Below are 20,261 nucleotides of genomic sequence, written 5' to 3' on the forward strand. Positions count from 1 at the left end.
AAATACTCTAAAAAAATCTTTACACTCCCTCGCGATAGATATTTGGAAGCGATATTTTAAAACGTACCGCTAAAACCCGCATGATTATAATAGTAACAATTGCCAAAGAATAGGCTATGGTATTTTGTATCGGAAATTGAATTAAAAGAAAGTATACGAGTCCGCCTAAAATACAGACCGTTGCATAAATCTCTTTTCTGAATATTACAGGTATTTCATTACATAAAATATCTCGAATTACTCCGCCAAAACAAGCTGTAATAGTACCTAAGGCGATACACATGACAGGTGATAAATCTGCCGCTAAACCTTTTTCTATACCTACCATGGTATATAGACCAATGCCAATAGTGTCAAATAGAAAGAGTGATTTTCTAACGTATTTCAACTGCTTCACAAAAATGATGGCCAACAAAACGGTAATTACAATAATGAGCAGATGCATTGGTGCATTCAACCATCCTACAGGTCGAATTCCGATTAATAAATCTCTTAGAGTACCACCGCCAACTGCTGTTACGAATGCAATAATAAGTACGCCAAAAACATCTAATCTTTTATCCATTGCGACCAAAACACCTGATATGGCAAATGCAATGGTTCCTAAAATATCAATGACGAAATAAAACATTGTTACAGCTTTTGGGTGAAGTAGTTATAATCTTTTAATACAGTATCTAAATACTGCTTATCATACAAATCTGAATTGGTCTGCAATATACTATCAACTTTTTCTCTAAGCGCTTTCATCGTTTTAAAATCATTGCTTTTTTGAGCTATACTAAAGGTTTCTTTAATCAGCCTTACATCTTTATCGGTCAGTATGGTAACATTCACGAATTTTGGCACATAAGTATCTTCTACTTCTTCTAAAATGGTATGCGAAACTTTAGTCTTATTTTTTGTACTAATAACAACGGTACCTGCTGCCGCATCGCCCAATCGCTGCCTTTTTTCAGAAAAAAGAATAGTAAGAATGCCTATAGACCCAACAAAGATCCAGATATCTACCAAACGAAGCATCCAACGAATCAAATAATTGCTCCAATTTACAGGTGATCCATCAACCGATACCACTCTCATTTTCATAATCATTTTCCCTACAGTTCTACCATTAAAAATTATATGCATTAATAAACTGTAAAACATTGCAGGTAAAGATATTAAGCCTACGATGCCTCTCTGCGTCCATCCGTCATTATAAATATAACCAATGGCATCGCCAATTAAATCGACCAGTATATAATAGAGATATAAAATAAATGCATCTATAAAAAATGCCACAATTCGTTCACCAATACCTACAATAGTATAATTAAGGTTCACATTTTGCGTTGTATTGATTTGGAGGTTATTCATTAAGTCTTAAATTTAACAAGGTAAAATTAGTTTATGCGCGAAGCTGCTTTTGTGAAGCAAAATAAGGAAAAATGGATAGCATTCGAAAATGCTATGAACCTTGGTGCTACTTCAAACCCAGATGAGCTTGCCAATGGCTATATTCAATTAACTAATGATTTAGCCTATGCGCAAACGTATTACGCAGAAAGTAAGACTTTATTGTATTTAAACGAATTAGCTTCTAAAGCCCACCAAAAAATTTATAAAAATAAAAAAGAAAGCAAAAACAGAATTGTTAGCTTTTGGTTGACCGAATTCCCGCTCTTTTTTAAACAATATCATAACACACTAGGCATAGCTTTTTTAATATTCATAATAGCATCTGCCATTGGTTCATTATCTGCATTGAACGATGCTACTTTTGTACGTTTAATTTTAGGTGATGCCTATGTAAACGAAACCCTTAATAATATTGCCAACGGCGATCCTGCCGCCATATACAAAGGTGGTAGTGAAATCGGCTCATTTTTAGGTATTACCATTAATAATATTCGAGTTGCATTTCTTGCCTTTGCATTTGGTGTGATTACCAGTATCGGCACTGGTTATATTCTTTTTAGTAACGGTGTTATGCTTGGTGCTTTCATTACTTTCTTTTATACGAAAGGGGTTTTCTTTGAGGCAAATAAGCAAATATGGCTACATGGCACCATAGAAATTTCAGTGATCATCATTGCTGGCTGCGCTGGTTTAATTATGGGCAACAGCATACTGTTTCCGAAAACATATTCTAGACGCGTATCGTTTATGAAGGGTGCTAAAGACGGACTAAAAGTTGTGGTAAGTACGATCCCGTTTTTTATCATCGCCGGTTTTATTGAAGGTTTTATTACACGATATACCGGTATGCCCAATTGGTTGGCTTTTCTAATAATTGGCGCTTCTTTATTCTTGATTATATTTTATTACATCGCATACCCAATCATACTTAATAACCAAAATGAAAGACAATTACATACCGTTACGGGTAAATCGTGATTTTGGCGGAATCGTATCCGTTTATTTCGACTTCTTTAAACAGAATATTAAAAACTTTACCAATGTTTTTATCAGCTATAATGGTGTCTTTTTAATAGGACTTTTAATAACTAGCTATTTATTGGTATCTGGATTTATGGGTATGATTGCGCAAGAATCTCGCAATAATTCTTTTGGCGGAGGTAATGAATTCGAACAAGATTATTATATTTATTTAGGTATCGGCGGATTTTTATTCTTCATCATTTTCTTGGGTATTGCCTTCTTAAACTATTCGCTATCTACGAGTTACATGATTAAATATGTAGAAACCAGAGATAATACCGTAGATAAAAAAGAAGTTTGGGAACTTGCAAAAAGCCAATTCGGAAATACCTTTGTATTCGTATTATTGCTGATACCGATATACTTCGTTTTTATTATTGCGGCTATTATTTTAGCCATTATACCCATTTTAGGAATTTTTGCACAATACATTGTACAATTCTTTTTAACCGCTTGGGTAGGTGTGTCATTCTTTGATATGCTTGAAAAGAAAAAAGGTGTTACCGAAGCATTAGGCGAAGGTTGGAAATTAGTAACTACTAACTTCTGGAAATCTGTAGGTGTTAACTTTATCATGGGTCTTTTACTAGGCATGTTACTGATAATTGCCCTAATTGTACCTGGTATTATTATCGGTGTTTATACCTTTCATGTAGTAGAAAACAATGTAGATTACTCCCACTCTATCGTTTCGACCATAGTGTATACTTTAGGCACGTGTATCGTATTAATTATTGCAGTGTACGGTCAATGTCTTACCCAATTCGTAAATGGCGTATTATATTATGCTTTACATGAAAAAACATACAACGAAAACACCAGAGCTACTATTGAACAAATAGGTCAAAACGATTAAGTTGAAGCATACTTTTCTCCTCATATTCTTTCAGTTATTAGCGCTATGCTCATTTGCACAGGGCACAAACGATAGTATCATAAAAATTGATTCTTCGTCTGTACTGACTTTAAGAACTATTGACGATGATCTTTCTGAAAAATATAAGGGCGACGAGTTTAACTACACCTTTAAAACGGGCGAATCTCAAAATCTGTTAGCGCGTTTTATAAATTGGGTCGGGCAAGGACTGAGCAATATTTTCGGTATTAATATATCACCTCAGTTATTAAAAATCATTGAATATATCATTTACTTTTTACTGGTAATTTTAGCTATTTACCTCATCGTAAAAGTTCTGATCAATGAAAATTTCAATTCACTTTTTCAGAAAAAAGCGAAAATAATCAATGATATCAACTTAATAGAAGAGCATATTGAAGGTATCGACATTAACAATCTTCTCAGTACTGCTTTAGAACAAAAAGATTACAGACTTGCTATTCGTTATCAGTTTTTGCTCACGTTACAAAAGCTATCTAAAAGTGATATTATAGAATGGCATTTTGATAAAACAAATTCAGACTATTTCAATGAAATCGAACAACCAGAAATAAAAAAAGGATTTAAGAAAATAGCCTACCTGTACGATTATATCTGGTATGGCGAGCAGCGTATAGATAACCTTAAATACACAAAATCGGTTTTAGATTTCGAATCGATCAACCAACAAATTCAATCATAATTTGGGTAAGCGTTCTAAAATAATACTTGGGCTTTTGATTGCGGTGCTAATTGGTATCATCGTAACCGAAATAGTACGCCCTAGACCGATAAATTGGAGTCCGTCGTTTACCTCTGTTGCGAAAATTCCGTTTGGTTGCTTTGTACTTTTCAATGAACTGCCTTCCATATTTCCGAAAAGTGAGATTGAACAAGTTGAAAAGAGTATATACGATGTACTTATTGAGCGAGATTCTACAATACCCTCAAACTACTTAATATTCAATGATTATATCTATTTAGATGAACAAGAAACAAATCAAGTTTTAAAATATGTAGCCAATGGCAATCAAGTTTTTATAGCCAGTAGCAATCTTACAGGGCAATTAGCAGATACCTTGAACATTGAAATTACACAACAATATGAAATTCAAGAAGACTCCGTTAGAGCGTCTTTCTCCAATCAGAATTTTAAACAAGAACACTTCTATTTTGAAAGAGGAGTAAATCTTGCCTATTTTGTTAGTGTTGATACAGCAAACACAGAAATACTCGGACACATACAATTCAAATCCTCAACATTTTTAGAGAATAATAAGGATGAAATTAAAGTGAAACCCAATTTTATACAAACATCTTTTGGTGAAGGAAGTTTCATTATCAATACCTTGCCCGTCGCATATACCAACTATTACATATTGGGTGATAATAGTAACTACAGTACACAAAGTTTTTCGTATTTAAATGATCATCTTTTATATTGGGATGATTATAAAAAATCTGGCAGAAAAGTTATAACCTCGCCTATGCGATTCATATTAAATCAACCTGCATTAAAATGGAGCTATTACTTACTGGTCGTGGGCTTAATACTTTTTGTAATCTTTAAAGCCAAAAGAGAACAGCGTATAATCCCTATTATAAAACCTTTAGAAAACTCTTCTGTAGAATTTGCAAAAACTGTTGGATCACTATATTATCAACATAGAGATTATGCTAATTTGAACGATAAAAAAATCACCTATTTTTTAACCTACGTTAGAAATAGATACTATGTAAACACCACAGTTTTAGATGAAAGCTTCATTACTCAATTAAGTGCTAAAGCAGGAAAATCTAAAGAGGAAACAAAAACTTTAATAAACCTCATACTTAGTCTAAAAAATAAACCTATTCATACTGAACAAGACTCATTGGCCCTGGTTCAGAAAATAAATACATTTAAACAATCTTATGGAAGATAATACACAAGATGAAAACAACGTAGAATTTAATTCGCGTATAGACCTTACCAAACTACAGGAATCTGTAGCAAAGGTGAAATCTGAATTAGGAAAAATAATTATCGGTCAGCAAGAAATGATCGAATTATTAATAGTTTCTATTCTAGCGAACGGGCATTCCCTTATTGAAGGTGTACCAGGTGTAGCAAAAACAGTGACCGCAAAACTCTTGGCAAAAACAATGAATGTAGATTTCAGTAGAATTCAATTTACGCCAGATCTAATGCCTAGCGATATTTTGGGTACGTCTATATTCAACGTAAAGACTTCAGAATTTGAATTTAAAAAAGGACCTATATTTTCAAATATTATTTTGATTGATGAGATAAACCGTGCACCTGCAAAAACCCAAGCTGCTCTTTTCGAAGCTATGGCAGAACGACAGATTACTATTGATGGAAATGAATTTCAAATGCAGCCTCCGTTTTTAGTGTTTGCCACTCAAAACCCAATTGAACAAGAAGGCACCTACCGATTGCCAGAAGCTCAATTAGACCGTTTTCTTTTTAAAATAAACGTACACTACCCTACTTTAGAAGAAGAAATACAAATTTTAGAAAACAAGCATCAACAGAAAAATACTAATGTTGAAGCATTGATAGACTCTGTTCTATCTGCCGAACAAATTGCTGCTTATCAATTAGTAATAAAAGATATTATCGTTGAAGATAATTTATTGAAATACATAGCCGCTATTGTCAACAATACAAGAACTAATGCCAATTTATATTTAGGTGCTTCACCAAGAGCTTCTATAGCCATACTAGAAGCCTCTAAAGCGGTTGCAGCTATCAATGGCAGAGACTTTATTACTCCCGATGATATCAAGAAGGTAGTTGGTCCGATTTTAGGGCATAGAATTATATTAACTCCTGAACGAGAAATGGAAGGCTATACCGCACAAAAAATGATCAGTGACCTTATTCAAACTATCGAAATTCCTAGATAAATTATTGTGAAAAAGGTATTCAAAAATATATTTCTTGAAAAAAGATTCTTTCTGGTATTATCAGGCCTCATCTTGTGCTTTTTAATATCCTATATTTTTGAGAATATCTCATTTATGGCCAAACTTCTGTTCTATCTATTTTTAGCGTTAATAATTGTAGATATCATTCTTCTGTTTTTATCAAAAGGAAACATAGTTGCAGACAGAATAGTACCTGATAAACTTTCTAATGGCGATGAAAATAATATTAAAATAAAAGTTACCAATCAATACTTATTTTCAAGCCGAGTAAACATAATAGACGAACTTCCTTTCCAATTTCAGAAACGTGACTTTAATTTTCGGAGTATTGTAAAATCCGGAGAGCAAAAATTTTACATATATAATGTAAGACCTGTTGAACGCGGAGTCTATAGTTTCGGAAATTTAATTGTATTCGCTACTTCCCCTATCGGATTTCTAGCTAAAAAATATACATATGACCAGGATAAGGAGGTACCTGTGTATCCGTCATTCTTACAACTTCGCAAATATGAGCTTTTAGCATTTAGTAATCGCTTACTAGAATTCGGAATTAAAAAAATTCGGCGTATTGGTCATACGATGGAGTTCGAGCAAATTAAAGATTACATACAGGGTGATGATATTCGTAATATAAACTGGAAAGCAACTGCCAAAAGAGGTCAGTTGATGGTCAACCAATTTCAAGATGAAAAATCACAGCCTATATATTCTATAATTGACAAAGGCAGGGTAATGAAAATGCCTTTTAATTCGCTTAGTTTACTCGATTATGCCATTAACGCAACATTGATTGTTAGCAGTATTGCCCTTAAAAAAAACGATAAAGCAGGTATGTTTGCTTTCAGTAATAAGATAGAAAACAGGGTAGTTGCAGAACGTAGAAGTTCTCAAATGAACCTTATTCTTGAAACTCTTTATAACTTAAATACTAATTTTGTAGAGAGTGATTTTAGTAGATTATATATAGATGTAAAAAGAAATTTACCGCATCGAAGTCTTTTACTACTATATACAAATTTTGAAACTTTAGATGCGCTACATCGCCAACTACCTTATTTACAAGCCATTGCAAAACAACATTTATTAGTCGTTATTTTCTTTGAAAATACGGAGCTTGTGGCATACGCTAAAGAAAACCCCAATAATACTCTTGAAATTTACGAGCAGGCCATTGCAGAGAAATTTATCTATGAGAAGCAATTGGTAGTTAACGAACTTAGAAAGTATGGTATACAGACTATTTTAACCAAACCAGAAGATTTGACTATTAATACTATAAATAAGTATTTAGAAATAAAAGCAAAAGGGCTTCTGTAAGTTATCGAAGAAGATAAGCTGCTTGTAATTCTGAGGTAATATCGCCAGTTCCATTTTCAACGAACGAGAGCAATTGAATTTCATTTTCGGTACCTAATTGAGCAACTAAGCATCCACAGCTTTTGCCTCTTCTATTTCCTCCACGACGACTACCTTCTTCCCCTAAAAATACCTCCAAAGCTAAAGCAGAAACTACGCCGCCTAAAGTAGTAAATACTACATCTCTAGTTTCCCAAATAGCTCCTTTTGATGGATCATATAATGCTTCTTTAGCCAATCCTGCCGCAAAAGCGCTTCCAACCGCCCCCACCCATCTCCAACCTGTATTGCCATTAGATAGTTTATGAGCAGCATAGCCACCAGCACCACCAATTACGATACCTGCACCTAAATGCTTAATAGCATCAGCACTATCTTGAGCTTTAGAATTGAAAAATGTAAATATCAATAGTAGACATACAATAGATTTCATGTTCTTGAGAGATTTTTTTGAATAACGTAAATAATCAAAAAAAAGTATATGATCAAATAAAGCCAATACGTGCTAATTTCACTAAATAGAACTATTAATAACAATACTTTAGTAGTGTAATATTTTACCTAAAATTCCGACCAATTGGTTATATAAATAAACATAAAATGAAAACTATTTTACATAGATCAGATACTAGGGGTCATGCTGATCATGGTTGGCTAAATTCTTATCATAGCTTTAGTTTTGTCGATTATCATAATGCCCAGCGAATGAATTTCGGAGTATTAAGAGTATTAAATGATGATACTGTTGCAGGTGGTCGAGGATTTGGAACTCACCCACATAGAAATATGGAAATCATATCAATTCCGTTAGAAGGTGACCTTCAGCATATGGACGATATAGGGAACTCAACAGTGATTAAAGCTGGTGATGTTCAAGTTATGAGCGCAGGTACCGGTGTTTCACATAGCGAGCACAATAAGAACAAAGATCAAGAGGTTAAGTTTTTACAAATTTGGATTATTCCAAACGAGCAAAGTGTTACCCCGCGTTACGATCAAATCTCTATTAAAGATATTGCAACAAAAAACAGTTTATATCAAGTACTTTCACCTAACGCCGGTGATGCCGGAGTATGGATTCACCAAAATGCATGGTTTCATCTTGGAGAATATGATTCTGAAAAAACTGAGTTATATACTTTAAAGCAAAAAGGTAACGGGGTTTACATTTTTGTTCTTGACGGAGAAATTGAGATTGCTAATCAGAAATTAAGTAAACGTGACGGATTTGGACTTTGGGATACCGATACTTTTGTTTTTAAAACCAATGATAAATCGAAGATACTAGTCATGGAAGTTCCTATGAGTATTTAATTAACAATATCCCTTGATAAATTTGAGTACAAAAGGCACTTTTAAAAGGTGTCTTTTCTGATTTTATAAGCTTCTCTTTCTTATATTTAGGTAAAATATGAATATTAACAACTCCCCCAAAATGTTCATATTTTTCATAATTAGGTTTGATCTAAATAAAGTCGCCTATTTGACCCTCGAGAAATAAAGCACTTTAAAATTTATAGTTTGTCTAAAAAAAACACGTTTACTAAAAGCACCAAAAAAATCAAATTTTTAGATGAATTTGGATTAATAACTATTATATCCTCAATTTTCACCTTTGCCGTATTCATATATACGCTTCTTTTTCATTCCTATATCGAACAGGTACTGGCTTTTGTAGTTGCTTTGGGTTTTGGTATTGGGTTTATCTTAAATCGCTTAAAATTTCATAAAACGACTAGAATTTACATGACCTTATTTCCTCCTGTCATGTTTATGAGCCTTATATTTTTAATAGGTGGTTATTTCGGCCAAGCTGTGGCATTTGCCACTATGGGGTTCTTGGCATTTATAGGTTACAGAAGAAATCCGCGTACACGAAATCTAATTATTGCTTTTGATATTTTAGCTTTTATTATACCCACAATTTACATCTCTATGTATGGTCCCATATTAGGAATTATAGATGTACCTTTTGATGAGATTTTTGCATTTTTAGCTTGCTTAGGCTGGCTTTCGCTTACATTTCGAATGTATGACCAAAATAAGACTAGAACATATACCAACGACTTAGAAAACCATATTACCGCATTAAAAGAAAGCGAATTAAATCTTAAAATTGCCCAAAACGATTTAAGAAATCAAAACAACAAATTAGCGGTTTTAAACAATGAACTTGAATTAAAAAATACGCATATTGAGGAGTTCACCTTTATTGTAACTCACGATTTAAGAGGTCCCCTAAACAATATTAAGGTCATTGCTACAGAATTAGAAAAACAACATTCAGCTGCTAACTATGCGAATTTCAGCAACTACCTAAAGCATTTACAAGGTAGCTCTACTAGGCTTACAAATTTGGTAGAAGGTCTTTTAAAATATGCAGAAATAGGAAATTCTAGCGGAATGGAATCTGTTAATATCACCGAAGTTATAGAAGTAGTTATTGATGATTTATCTGAAAATATTAAAGATTCTAAAGCAACAATAAACATTGGCGAAATGCCAACCTTGATTGCCAGACCTACTGACATCAGAATGCTTTTTCAAAATTTAATTCATAATGCGCTAAAATTTAAAACTAATAGTGGACTGCCGGTTATTAATATCTCGTCTGAAAAGAAAGATAATGAGTACCTGTTTAGTGTTGCCGATAACGGTATCGGAATACCCAAAGAGCAACTAGAGAATGTTTTTAATGCTTTTCATAAACTTCATAACCAATCTAAATTCGAAGGGTCTGGTATCGGACTCTACGGAAGCAAAAAAATAGTAGATCACCACTTAGGTAAAATATGGGTAGAGTCTGAAGAAAATGCAGGTAGCACTTTTTATTTTACCATCAACACAAATTCTTTAGAACATCATAAAACCGAAGAGCATAGCGTAAGTCTCAATTAAATATAACGCTGTAAAAAATGAATTTACTTTGACTTATTATTTTTTATTATGAACACATATAGAATTTTTATCAAGCTTCTAATTGGTGTTCACTATTCCCAAAACTAATTAAACCTCAATAACCATATTTTATTATGAAACAATTACTCACCACCCTCTTTCTTTTATTGATCCTGAACGGATATTCACAAAAATCAATTATCGGATTTTCTTCTGAGAATACAAACAAGCAACTGCAACTTGAAAAAAGTTTTGAAGAAAATTTAAATGCCACAAACCTTGATAAATGGATGCAGAAAATGGCTGCCGAACCTCATTGGGTCGGTACAGAATTCGGAGAAGAAAATGCAAAATGGATCAAAAGTCAATTCGAGTCTTGGGGTTACGACACCAAAATAGAGACCTATCAAATTCTTTTTCCTTATCCGACAGAAAGGGTTTTAGAATTAACCGGTCCTACTCAATACAAAGCGAAACTAACAGCTGTACCCGTAGAAGGTGATCCTTTTACCGCACAAGGCGATGCCTTATTACCGAGCTATAATGCTTTCTCTACCGATGGTGATGTTGAAGCAGAATTAGTTTTCGTTAATTACGGAATTCCGAAAGATTATGAAGAATTAGAAAAACTTGGCATCAGTGTAAAAGGCAAAATTGTGATTGCAAAATACCAAGGGTCTTGGCGTGGTATTAAACCGAAATTAGCTGCCGAAAAAGGAGCTATCGGTTGTATTATTTATTCTGACCCAGAAGATGATGGCTACGGACAAGGAGATGTGTACCCAAAAGGTGCCTACAAGAATAAAACCGGAGTACAACGTGGTTCGGTGATGGATATGCCAACATACCCAGGCGATGTATTAACTCCTGGTTATGCAGCTACTAAAGATGCTAAAAGACTGGACAGAAAAGATGCACCTACTATTACAAAAATTCCTGTTTTGCCAATTTCTTACGAAGATGCACTACCGCTATTATCTGCCTTAGATGGTAACGTTGCGCCAGAATCATGGCGAGGCGGATTGCCAATTACTTACCATATAGGACCAGGACCGGCTACCGTTCATCTAAAGCTTACATTCGATTGGAAACTTGTACCTGCCCATAACGTTATTGCTACTTTAAAAGGAACTGAATTTCCCGATCAATGGGTTATGCGTGGTAATCACCATGATGCATGGGTACATGGTGCCAATGACCCTATTAGTGGTTTGGTTGCCCTTATGGAAGAAGCCCGTGCCATTGGTGAACTTGCAAAAAAAGGACAAAAACCGAAACGTACCTTAGTATTCTGCGCATGGGATGCTGAAGAACCAGGATTAATTGGTTCTACAGAATGGGTAGAAGATCATAAAAAAGAATTGCAAGAAAAGGTAGTTGCATATATTAATACCGACGGTAACGGGCGCGGATTCTTAGGCGCCGGCGGGTCACATTCTCTACAGGCCATGGTAAGTGAAGTGGCAGGTACCGTTGTTGACCCACAAACGAAAGTATCGGTTAAAGACCGCAGAATTGCCGCAAATATGGTTAATGGAGGCGATGACTCCTTTGAACTATATGCTTTAGGGTCCGGTTCTGATTATACTCCGTTTATTCAACATGCTGGTATTGCTGCGCTGAACCTAGGTTTTGGAGGTGAGAATGGTGGCGGAGAATATCATACCATTTACGATACATACCCACATTACAAAAGATTTAAAGATCCAGAGTTTGGCTATGGCGTTGCTTTGGCGAATACTGCCGGTTTAATTACCCTACGTTTAGCAAATGCAGATATTATTCCGTTGAACTTCTCGCAATGGCATTCGACTATTTCAAATTACCTGACTGAAATTATTGATGAAACAGAAAGTATGCGTAAAGAGGTTTTGAAACATAATAAAATGGTTTCTCAAAACTCATATACATTAGCAGCAGATCCAACCAAAAAAGTTAAAGCGCCTACCAAAAAAGAACTCATACCTTATATTGATTTTTCACCTTTGCAAAATGAATTGGTGACACTGAATGAAACCATTGCTGCGTTTGAAAAAATTAATACCGCTTCGCTTTCTAAGAAATCGATAGAAGAATTGAATAAGCGTTTAATGAAAGCGGAACAAATGCTAACTTCAGAGAAAGGTCTACCTCGTAGACCATGGTTTAAACATCAAATTTACGCACCAGGTTTTTACACGGGTTACGGCGTAAAAACGTTACCGGGAGTTAGAGAAGCAATCGAACAAGAAAATTGGGTTGAAGCTCAAGAGCAAATTAAAATTTTGACAAACACATTTAAGAACTTCAACACCTATATTAAAGATATAACTAATGATTTAAAATAATAATTATGGACTCAAACTATATAAAAGTATTCGGAGGAAATAGTATCGCAGCGAAACGCGTAGAGCTTGCTTTAAAAGAAAATAACATTGAACCTATTCTTAAAGACGAAACTGAATCTGCTCGCCTAGCAGGTTTTGGTACTCCGTTACCAGTATTGGTCGAAATTTTTGTTAATAAAGATGAAGAAGTAAGAGCCTTGTCTATAATTACAGAAATCAACTAGAATGAATAAAAAAAGCCTCCATCTCTTGAGGCTTTTTTTAATATCATACTTTCTTATACTACCCTTTACTCAAAGGTGTAATTTCTAATTTTCTAAATTCAACAGGTCCATGGTCACCTTGTATCATAATTGGTCCCGCTTCTGCCTCATTGTTATCTAAAGCACCACCTGTCATCGCCTCAATATTCTGATTTGAAATTACGGTCTTTCCGTTGGCTACAATAGTAACTCTTCTTCCAATTAAAGTAATATCATATGTTTGCCACTCCCCTGCTTTCATAGCTGCATTTTCATTTGGTGTAAGTAAACCATAGATTCCTCCAAAATAAATAGAAGAAGGTTCTAGCCCTATATTATCAGCAATCTGTACTTCGTAACGTCCTCTTAAATACATACCACTATTACTCCCTTCTGGGTATCTAAATTCTGCATGTAATTTAAAATCATTGAATTTTTCTTCAGATATTAAATTTACCCCAGGCTTGGCACTTGTAAGTATACCATCCAAAACTGCCCATTGATTGCCGGTCTTCATCTCCCATCCGCTTAAATTCTTTCCATTAAATAATTTAACCGTCTTACCTTCTTTTGCATTTTCATAATACGGAAGCTTAGGCGATTTAGTAGCTGTCCATTTATAGGTTTTTCCATCTACATAAATCATGGTTCCTGCTAATCCGTCCCCGACAATTTTTCCTTCAAATTCCATGTTAGAAGCTCCTGGCTCCCATTGCGGTGGTATTGAAAAAGAAAATAACTCTCCATGCTTTTCAATTTCCGCAACTGGTCTTGCGCTACCGAAAGCATAAGTAAATCGACCGATTAATGTATTGGTACCTGAATGTCTAATTTCTAACCATGACGGCAATTTTTCTCCTTCTTGATCAATCGTCAAATTCCATTTTCCTTCTAAAGGATGCCCTTCTTGAGCATGAGCCGCATTTGATCCAAAAGCGACAAGAAAAAGAAAAACTAATGTTATTTTAATAGTATTCATATTATTCCAGTTTAATAAGTAATCAAATATAACGGAACTTTTAAATACACCTTCTTAACATTGAATTAAAAGATATTCAATGAACTCATCTTGACTTTTTCTTTACCTACGAATTATACATTTTGCACCCTTATTTTGTCATTTTTGAGTTCCGTGGCTATGGCGATGTAAATAAAAAATGACTTCATTACGGCACAAAAGCCATAATTATCGGTTCCAAACAAAAAGTCAAGATGAGTTCAATTCCAAATTGATAAAACTATACCATATATGGTTAATAATTTAACCATACTTCAATTTCATTATTGACTATCTTCACTATTCGCTACATTTATAGTTCAATTCAAACAACAACAATGACATTCTTTAAAAAATTAGTCTTGGGATGCTCGTCCCTTTTATTATTTTCAGTTTCGTGTATCAATAAAAAACCTGTTGAAATTCCCTTAACTATTCAACAAGATAGTACCGACCTTATTGAAATGGCTAAAATTGCTAGAGAAACGGTAACTGCAAAGGTTGCCGACGGACTAGTATTAAGTTTATGGGCATCTGATTCTTTGGCTCCTGATCCTATTGCGATGGATATCGACGATGAAGGAAACATTTACATCACAAGATCGAATAGAAATAAGAATTCAGAATTCGATATTCGTGGTCATAGAGATTGGATGACCGAGTCGATTGCCTTTGAATCTGTTGAAGATAGAAGAGCTTTTCTTCATAAAACTTTTGCTCCTGAGCTTAGTAAAGAGAATGAATGGTTTCCTGATTTAAATAATGACAGCATTCACGATTGGCATGATCTTACCGTTGAGCAAGATGAAATTTGGATGTTAGAAGATACCGACAAAGATGGTATTGCCGATGTTTCTACCCAAATCATGAACGATTTTAATGATGAAATCAATGATCAAGCGGGTGCACTTTTAGTTCGTGATAACGATATTTTTGTAGGTATTGGTCCGGGTATGTATCGACTTACAGACACTAATGGCGATAAAATTTTAGATGAAAAAACAAGCATTGCCGATGGTTTTGCTGTGCATATTGGCTTTAGTGGTCATGGTATGTCTGGCGCAATCGAAGGTCCTGATGGTAAAATATATTGGGGAATCGGAGATATTGGTGCAAATATTACTACCGTAGATGGTGAAAATCATAAATACCCAAACGAGGGCATTATTGTTAGAAGTAATCCTGATGGAACCGATTTTGAGGTTTTTGCCCACGGATTAAGAAATACCCATGAGTTTGTTTTTGATGCCTACGGAAATATTATTTCTTCAGATAATGACGGAGATCATAAAGGTGAAAGCGAACGATTGGTACATATTGTAGAAGGTTCTGATGCCGGATGGAGAGCTAATTGGCAATATGGAAAATATACAGACCCTAAAAACAATGGTTATAACGTATGGATGGATGAAAAATTATTCATTCCTCGTTGGGAAGGTCAGGCTGCATATATTATGCCTCCAATCCAAAATTTTCATAACGGACCCACCGGAATGAGATATAACCCTGGTACTGCACTAGGTAAAAAATGGATGGATAGGTTCTTTTTAGTTGAATTCGTAGGTGATCCCAGTAGATCACATATCTGGTCGTTCGATCTAAAACCAAAAGGAGCTTCTTTTGAATTGAATACCGATGAATCTATTTTATCGGGCATATTACCAACAGGAATAGATTTCGGACCTGATGGTGCGCTATACCTTGCCGACTGGGTTAATGGCTGGGGAAGTAAAAATTTTGGCAGAGTATGGAAATTAGACGTTACCGAAGAAACCAATAATCTCGCGCAAGAACGTTTGAAAACTCAAGAATTAATGACCCATAATTATGAAGATGAAAAGACTGATAGCTTGGTAAGTCTATTATCATATAACGATATGAGAATTCGCCAAAAAGCACAATTCGAATTGGCTAAAAGAACTTTTTGGGGCTATAGAGCTTTAGAAAAAGTGGTTCAAGAAGATGAAAACCAATTTGCACGTATTCATGCTATTTGGGGTATTGGTCAAATTGCAGCGAATGATAAAAATGAGGCAAAACCGTTATTGAATTTACTACATGACGAAGATCCTGAAATTGTTGCGCAAAGCGCAAAGGTTTTGGGGGACTTAAGATATGAAAAAGCAGCTGATAGCCTTATTTCGTTGACTACTCATAAAAATGATCGAGTAAAATTCTTTGCCGCTCAAGCTTTGGGTAGAATGAAGTATGAAAAAGCGATTGACCCATTATTTGCTATGATCGAAGCAAATAATGATCAAGATTTATACTTAAGGCATGCAGCTGTATTAGCACTGTCAAGAATTGGTAATCCTGAACCTTTATTAGCACTTGCCAATAGTGATAATAGAAGTTTACGTATTGCTGCCGTTATGGTATTAAGAAAATTACAAGAACCTAAAATCTCTATATTTTTATCTGATAAAGATGATTATATCGTAACAGAAACTGCTCGAGCCATAAATGATGACCTTTCTATCGAAGCAGCCCTACCGGCATTGGCATCGATACTTACTAACGAAAAATTTAAATCTGAACCGCTGTTGCGCAGAGCCATTAATGCCGCATTGCGCGTTGGTGGTGATGAGCAGTTAGACATGCTTATCAATTTTGCCAAACGTAGAAATGTATCTAGCGATTTACGTGGCGAAGCCCTTGCAGCTTTAGGCACATGGAACCAGCCTTCTCTATTAGATCGTGTTGATGGTAGATATAGAGGTGAAATTATCAGAGAAAACGGTCAGTTAGAAGAGAAAATAAAAAAAGATATTCCGTCGTTTCTTAGAGAGCGTCAACCAGAAATTTTAATCGGTATCTCAAAAACCTTGAGCGCAATAGGCATAAGCTCATATAATAATGATTTATATGCCATTTTTAAATCAAATTCATCTCCCGAAGTTCGTGCTGCAGTATTAACTACTTTAGGTCAATTGAATTTCGACAAGATGGAAGCTGCCATGTCTAATGGTATGCAAGATAAAAATGAACAAGTGCGTACCGCTGCCGTAGGTCTACTAGGTCAACTGAATTTATCTAAAGAGAAATTACCTGCCATAGTAGACCCTATTTTTAAGAAAGGTTCTGTTTCTGAGCAACAAAGAATGTTAGACGTTCTAGGCGATTTATCTGACGAGAAAAGCAATGCTATTTTAACCAGCCTTATTGACAAAGCCAGTAAAGACCAATTAAAGCAAGGTATCTACTTAGATTTAATCGAGTCGGTAAAAGCAACAGAAAATCCAGCTTTAATTGCGCAATTAGATAAACTAAAAAAAGCAGGCTATTCCTCCGATTCTTTTCAAGAAACACTTTATGGTGGTAATTGGTGGGCGGGCAGATCCGTTTTCAACAACAACCCAACGGCACAGTGTGTGCGTTGCCATGCAGTAGGTGGTTCAGGCGGTGAAGTGGGACCGGCTTTAGATAATATTGGCAATGTATTAAGTAGAGAGCAACTACTTGAAGCGCTAATAGAACCAAGCTTAAGATTAGCACCCGGATATGGCACCATAACGATTACCTTAAAAGACGGTCAAAAAGTACAAGGTGTTTTAATTGAAGAAGATAACACACAATTATTATTGAGAACATCTGAAGCTGAACCTTTAGAAATTCCTTTAAAAAGAATTGCAAAAAGAGAAAACTCAATGTCTGCTATGCCAGCAATGGGGCGTATGATTTCTAGAAGAGAACTTCGTGATCTTATGGAATACCTTTCAACCTTAAAAGGGTAATAAAGAAGTATACAACTTGGAGTATTATAGTTTACAAAGAGGAAATTTCCGCTTTTCTCTTTGTAAACTCACTCATTATCTCATTAATAATTTCACCAGCGGGTTTTATGTCGTGTATCAAAGCAGATACTTGACCTATTTCTAGCTCGCCATCTTCTAAGTCACCAAAGAACATGCCTTTTTTGGCACGACCTCTACCTAGAAGGGTTTTCAATTCTTCGGTAGTTGCTCCTTCAACGTATGCTTTTTGTACCTCATTATAAAACTTGTTTTTCACTAAACGAACGGGTGCCAATTCTTTTAATGTTAATTGAGTATCTCCTTCATTGGCATTAACGACAACTTCTTTAAAATTAATGTGATTTGATGCTTCTTCACTGGCTACAAATCGACTACCAACTTGCACTCCGTCAGCTCCTAAAACCATGGCAGCCAACATTGCTTTGCCTGTTGCTATTCCGCCAGCTGCAATTAAGGGTATAGTTATTTTTTCTTTCACTGCAGGGATCAATACCAAAGTTGTTGTTTCATCACGACCGTTATGTCCGCCTGCTTCAAAGCCCTCTGCTACAATAGCATCTACGCCGGCGTCCTGAGCTTTCAATGCAAACTTTAAACTACTCACTACATGTACAACAGTAATTCCTTTTTCTTTAAGGATGGATGTCCATGTTTTCGGATTTCCCGCAGATGTAAATACAATTTTTACATCCTCCTCGATTATAATATCCATCAACTTATCAATATCAGGATACAACATAGGCACATTAACCGCAAAAGGTTTCGAAGTCGCCTTCTTGCATTTCTGAATATGCTCTTTTAAAACATCAGGATACATACTTCCCGAACCAATAACACCCAAACCCCCACTGTTAGAAACAGCACTGGCTAATCGCCATCCGCTAGTCCAAATCATTCCTCCTTGAATAATAGGGAATTCTATCTTAAAAAGTTCGGTAATTCTATTTCGCATGAATGAAGTAATTTACCTCGAAGTAATCACCCAAGGCTTTGTGTTGAAAATTTTATTTAGAATTCCACGCAAGCATTGAAACTCTTATATCTCGATAATTGAGTAAAAAATTACATTTTAAAGATACTATTATGCGCTTTAAAATGTAACACTCCAGCTATGAAATTACACCCGACCCTACAAGGTCATCTTCAATATACCATGCTACAAACTGACCTTCGGTAATTGCAGATTGCATTTCTTTAAAATCAACATACATACCACCTTCTACTTTATAAATTGTGGCGTCTTGCAGTTCTTGACGGTATCTAATACGTGCTTTTACTTCTAACTTATCATCGATATCTAAAGCTAAATCTGTACGTACCCAATGTATTTCTTCGTCTTTAACGAACAAGGTTCTTCTATACAAACCAGGGTGAGCCTTACCTTGACCTGTGTAAATGATATTCTCGTTAACGTCGGTATCAATTACAAATAAAGGTTCTTTAGTACCACCTACATGTAACCCTTTGCGTTGACCTTTTGTAAAGTAGTGCGCACCTTGGTGTTCACCAACTATTTTACCATCTGTTAAATGATAAACCGGTTTCTCTGCATAAAATTCTAACTCAGCGTTTTTATCTGTAAACGATGGTATAACTCTATCATACGTATCGAAACCTGCAGGTACCTCTACAATTTTTCCCGTTTTAGGTTTTAATTGTTGTTGTAAAAACTCAGGTAATCTAACCTTACCAATAAAGCATAAACCTTGTGAGTCTTTTTTATCTGCTGTAATCAGATTCATTTTTTTGGCAATTTCCCTCACTTGTGGCTTGGTCAACTTCCCTATCGGAAATAATGTTTTTGATAATTGCTCTTGTGATAATTGGCATAAAAAATAAGATTGGTCTTTATTACCATCTTTTCCTGCCAATAATTGATATGTCTCAGAACCATCAGAATTATGAAGTGTCCCTTTTCTGCAATAATGACCAGTTGCAACATAATCTGCCCCTAATTGCATTGCTATTTTCATGAAGACATCAAACTTGATTTCTCTGTTACAAAGCACATCAGGGTTCGGGGTACGCCCCATTTCATATTCCTTGAACATATAATCTACTATACGCTCTTTATATTCTGCACTTAAATCTACTGTTTGAAATGGAATACCCAATTTCTCAGCGATAATTAACGCATCGTTACTATCTTCTAACCACGGACACTCTTCTGATATCGTTACAGAATCATCATGCCAATTTTTCATGAACAAGCCAATAACATCATACCCTTGCTCTTTTAGCAAGTATGCTGCTACGCTTGAATCTACCCCTCCAGAAAGTCCTATTACTACTTTTTCCATATCATCTTCTTGGTCGCAACAAAATTACAAAATTTCAATTCAAGAATACATTTTTTTGAACAAGCTTGAAAACTCGTAGAACTAAAAATTTATAAAATCTTAGGTATTTCTCAATGTATCATTAACAAACTATATGTTAAACTTTTAT

Annotated in this window: 17 protein-coding genes; 11 read left to right on the forward strand and 6 right to left on the reverse strand. The window is 35.1% G+C overall.

Going from position 1 to position 20,261, the window contains the following annotated elements:
- Positions 1-19: 19 nt before the first annotated feature.
- The gene (locus tag ACPF9A_RS03320) at positions 20-631 is read right to left on the reverse strand and encodes a trimeric intracellular cation channel family protein (protein WP_424001630.1); all 612 of its coding nucleotides are present in this window, start codon (positions 629-631) and stop codon (positions 20-22) included.
- A 2-nt stretch (positions 632-633) separates the two neighbouring features.
- Entirely contained in the window at positions 634-1,359 is a 726-nt protein-coding gene (locus tag ACPF9A_RS03325) for an RDD family protein (protein WP_424001632.1), read from the reverse strand.
- A 33-nt stretch (positions 1,360-1,392) separates the two neighbouring features.
- Between ACPF9A_RS03325 and ACPF9A_RS03330 the strand changes: the two genes are divergently transcribed.
- From ACPF9A_RS03330 to ACPF9A_RS03355, 6 genes are all read left to right on the forward strand, one after another.
- Positions 1,393-2,379 carry a stage II sporulation protein M gene (locus ACPF9A_RS03330; RefSeq protein ID WP_424001634.1) on the forward strand — a complete coding sequence of 329 codons (987 nt, stop codon included), beginning with the start codon at positions 1,393-1,395 and terminating at the stop codon, positions 2,377-2,379.
- The gene (locus tag ACPF9A_RS03335) at positions 2,342-3,280 is read left to right on the forward strand and encodes a hypothetical protein (protein ID WP_424001636.1); all 939 of its coding nucleotides are present in this window, start codon (positions 2,342-2,344) and stop codon (positions 3,278-3,280) included. Before ACPF9A_RS03330 ends, ACPF9A_RS03335 begins: the two co-directional genes overlap by 38 nt.
- Before the next feature lies 1 nt (position 3,281).
- Positions 3,282-4,004 (forward strand): hypothetical protein, encoded by a 723-nt coding sequence (locus ACPF9A_RS03340; protein WP_424001638.1) that lies wholly within the window; start codon positions 3,282-3,284, stop codon positions 4,002-4,004.
- A 1-nt stretch (position 4,005) separates the two neighbouring features.
- Positions 4,006-5,226, forward strand: coding sequence for a DUF4350 domain-containing protein (locus ACPF9A_RS03345; RefSeq protein WP_424001640.1), 1,221 nt, complete (start codon positions 4,006-4,008; stop codon positions 5,224-5,226).
- Complete coding sequence (locus tag ACPF9A_RS03350; protein WP_424001642.1) at positions 5,216-6,214, forward strand: AAA family ATPase; 999 nt, start codon at positions 5,216-5,218, stop codon at positions 6,212-6,214. The genes ACPF9A_RS03345 and ACPF9A_RS03350 overlap by 11 nt, the downstream gene beginning before the upstream one ends.
- 114 nt (positions 6,215-6,328) lie before the next feature.
- The gene (locus ACPF9A_RS03355) at positions 6,329-7,555 is read left to right on the forward strand and encodes a DUF58 domain-containing protein (protein ID WP_424001643.1); all 1,227 of its coding nucleotides are present in this window, start codon (positions 6,329-6,331) and stop codon (positions 7,553-7,555) included.
- 1 nt (position 7,556) lies between these two features.
- On the opposite strand, the gene ACPF9A_RS03360 is transcribed toward ACPF9A_RS03355, so the two are convergent.
- Positions 7,557-8,027 carry a hypothetical protein gene (locus ACPF9A_RS03360; RefSeq protein WP_424001644.1) on the reverse strand — a complete coding sequence of 157 codons (471 nt, stop codon included), beginning with the start codon at positions 8,025-8,027 and terminating at the stop codon, positions 7,557-7,559.
- A 167-nt stretch (positions 8,028-8,194) separates the two neighbouring features.
- Here ACPF9A_RS03360 and ACPF9A_RS03365 point away from each other — a divergent pair, with 167 nt between their 5' ends.
- The 4 genes from ACPF9A_RS03365 (at position 8,195) to ACPF9A_RS03380 (ending at position 13,043) form a co-directional block, all read left to right on the forward strand.
- Entirely contained in the window at positions 8,195-8,908 is a 714-nt protein-coding gene (locus ACPF9A_RS03365) for a pirin family protein (RefSeq protein ID WP_424001646.1), read from the forward strand.
- 207 nt (positions 8,909-9,115) lie between these two features.
- A complete protein-coding gene (locus ACPF9A_RS03370) occupies positions 9,116-10,492 on the forward strand; it encodes a sensor histidine kinase (protein WP_424001648.1) in 1,377 nt (458 codons plus the stop codon).
- Positions 10,493-10,626: 134 nt separating this feature from the next.
- Positions 10,627-12,819: a transferrin receptor-like dimerization domain-containing protein gene (locus ACPF9A_RS03375; protein ID WP_424001650.1), complete on the forward strand. Its 2,193-nt coding sequence runs from the start codon at positions 10,627-10,629 to the stop codon at positions 12,817-12,819.
- 5 nt (positions 12,820-12,824) lie between these two features.
- Positions 12,825-13,043 carry a putative signal transducing protein gene (locus ACPF9A_RS03380; protein ID WP_424001652.1) on the forward strand — a complete coding sequence of 73 codons (219 nt, stop codon included), beginning with the start codon at positions 12,825-12,827 and terminating at the stop codon, positions 13,041-13,043.
- Positions 13,044-13,101: 58 nt separating this feature from the next.
- Here ACPF9A_RS03380 and ACPF9A_RS03385 read toward each other — a convergent pair whose 3' ends face one another.
- Entirely contained in the window at positions 13,102-14,040 is a 939-nt protein-coding gene (locus ACPF9A_RS03385) for a 3-keto-disaccharide hydrolase (RefSeq protein ID WP_424001654.1), read from the reverse strand.
- Between the two features lie 356 nt (positions 14,041-14,396).
- Between ACPF9A_RS03385 and ACPF9A_RS03390 the strand changes: the two genes are divergently transcribed.
- Positions 14,397-17,792: a HEAT repeat domain-containing protein gene (locus tag ACPF9A_RS03390; RefSeq protein WP_424001656.1), complete on the forward strand. Its 3,396-nt coding sequence runs from the start codon at positions 14,397-14,399 to the stop codon at positions 17,790-17,792.
- Positions 17,793-17,823: 31 nt separating this feature from the next.
- Here ACPF9A_RS03390 and ACPF9A_RS03395 read toward each other — a convergent pair whose 3' ends face one another.
- On the reverse strand, positions 17,824-18,765 hold the full coding sequence (locus ACPF9A_RS03395; RefSeq protein ID WP_424001657.1) for an NAD(P)H-dependent flavin oxidoreductase: 942 nt from the start codon (positions 18,763-18,765) through the stop codon (positions 17,824-17,826).
- A 157-nt stretch (positions 18,766-18,922) separates the two neighbouring features.
- Positions 18,923-20,113, reverse strand: a complete 1,191-nt coding sequence (gene mnmA, locus ACPF9A_RS03400; RefSeq protein ID WP_424001659.1) for a tRNA 2-thiouridine(34) synthase MnmA — start codon at positions 20,111-20,113, stop codon at positions 18,923-18,925.
- Positions 20,114-20,261 lie beyond the last annotated feature (148 nt).

The sequence above is a fragment of the Maribacter sp. IgM3_T14_3 genome, assembly GCF_049603095.1.
Classification (GTDB): Bacteria; Bacteroidota; Bacteroidia; order Flavobacteriales; family Flavobacteriaceae; genus Maribacter.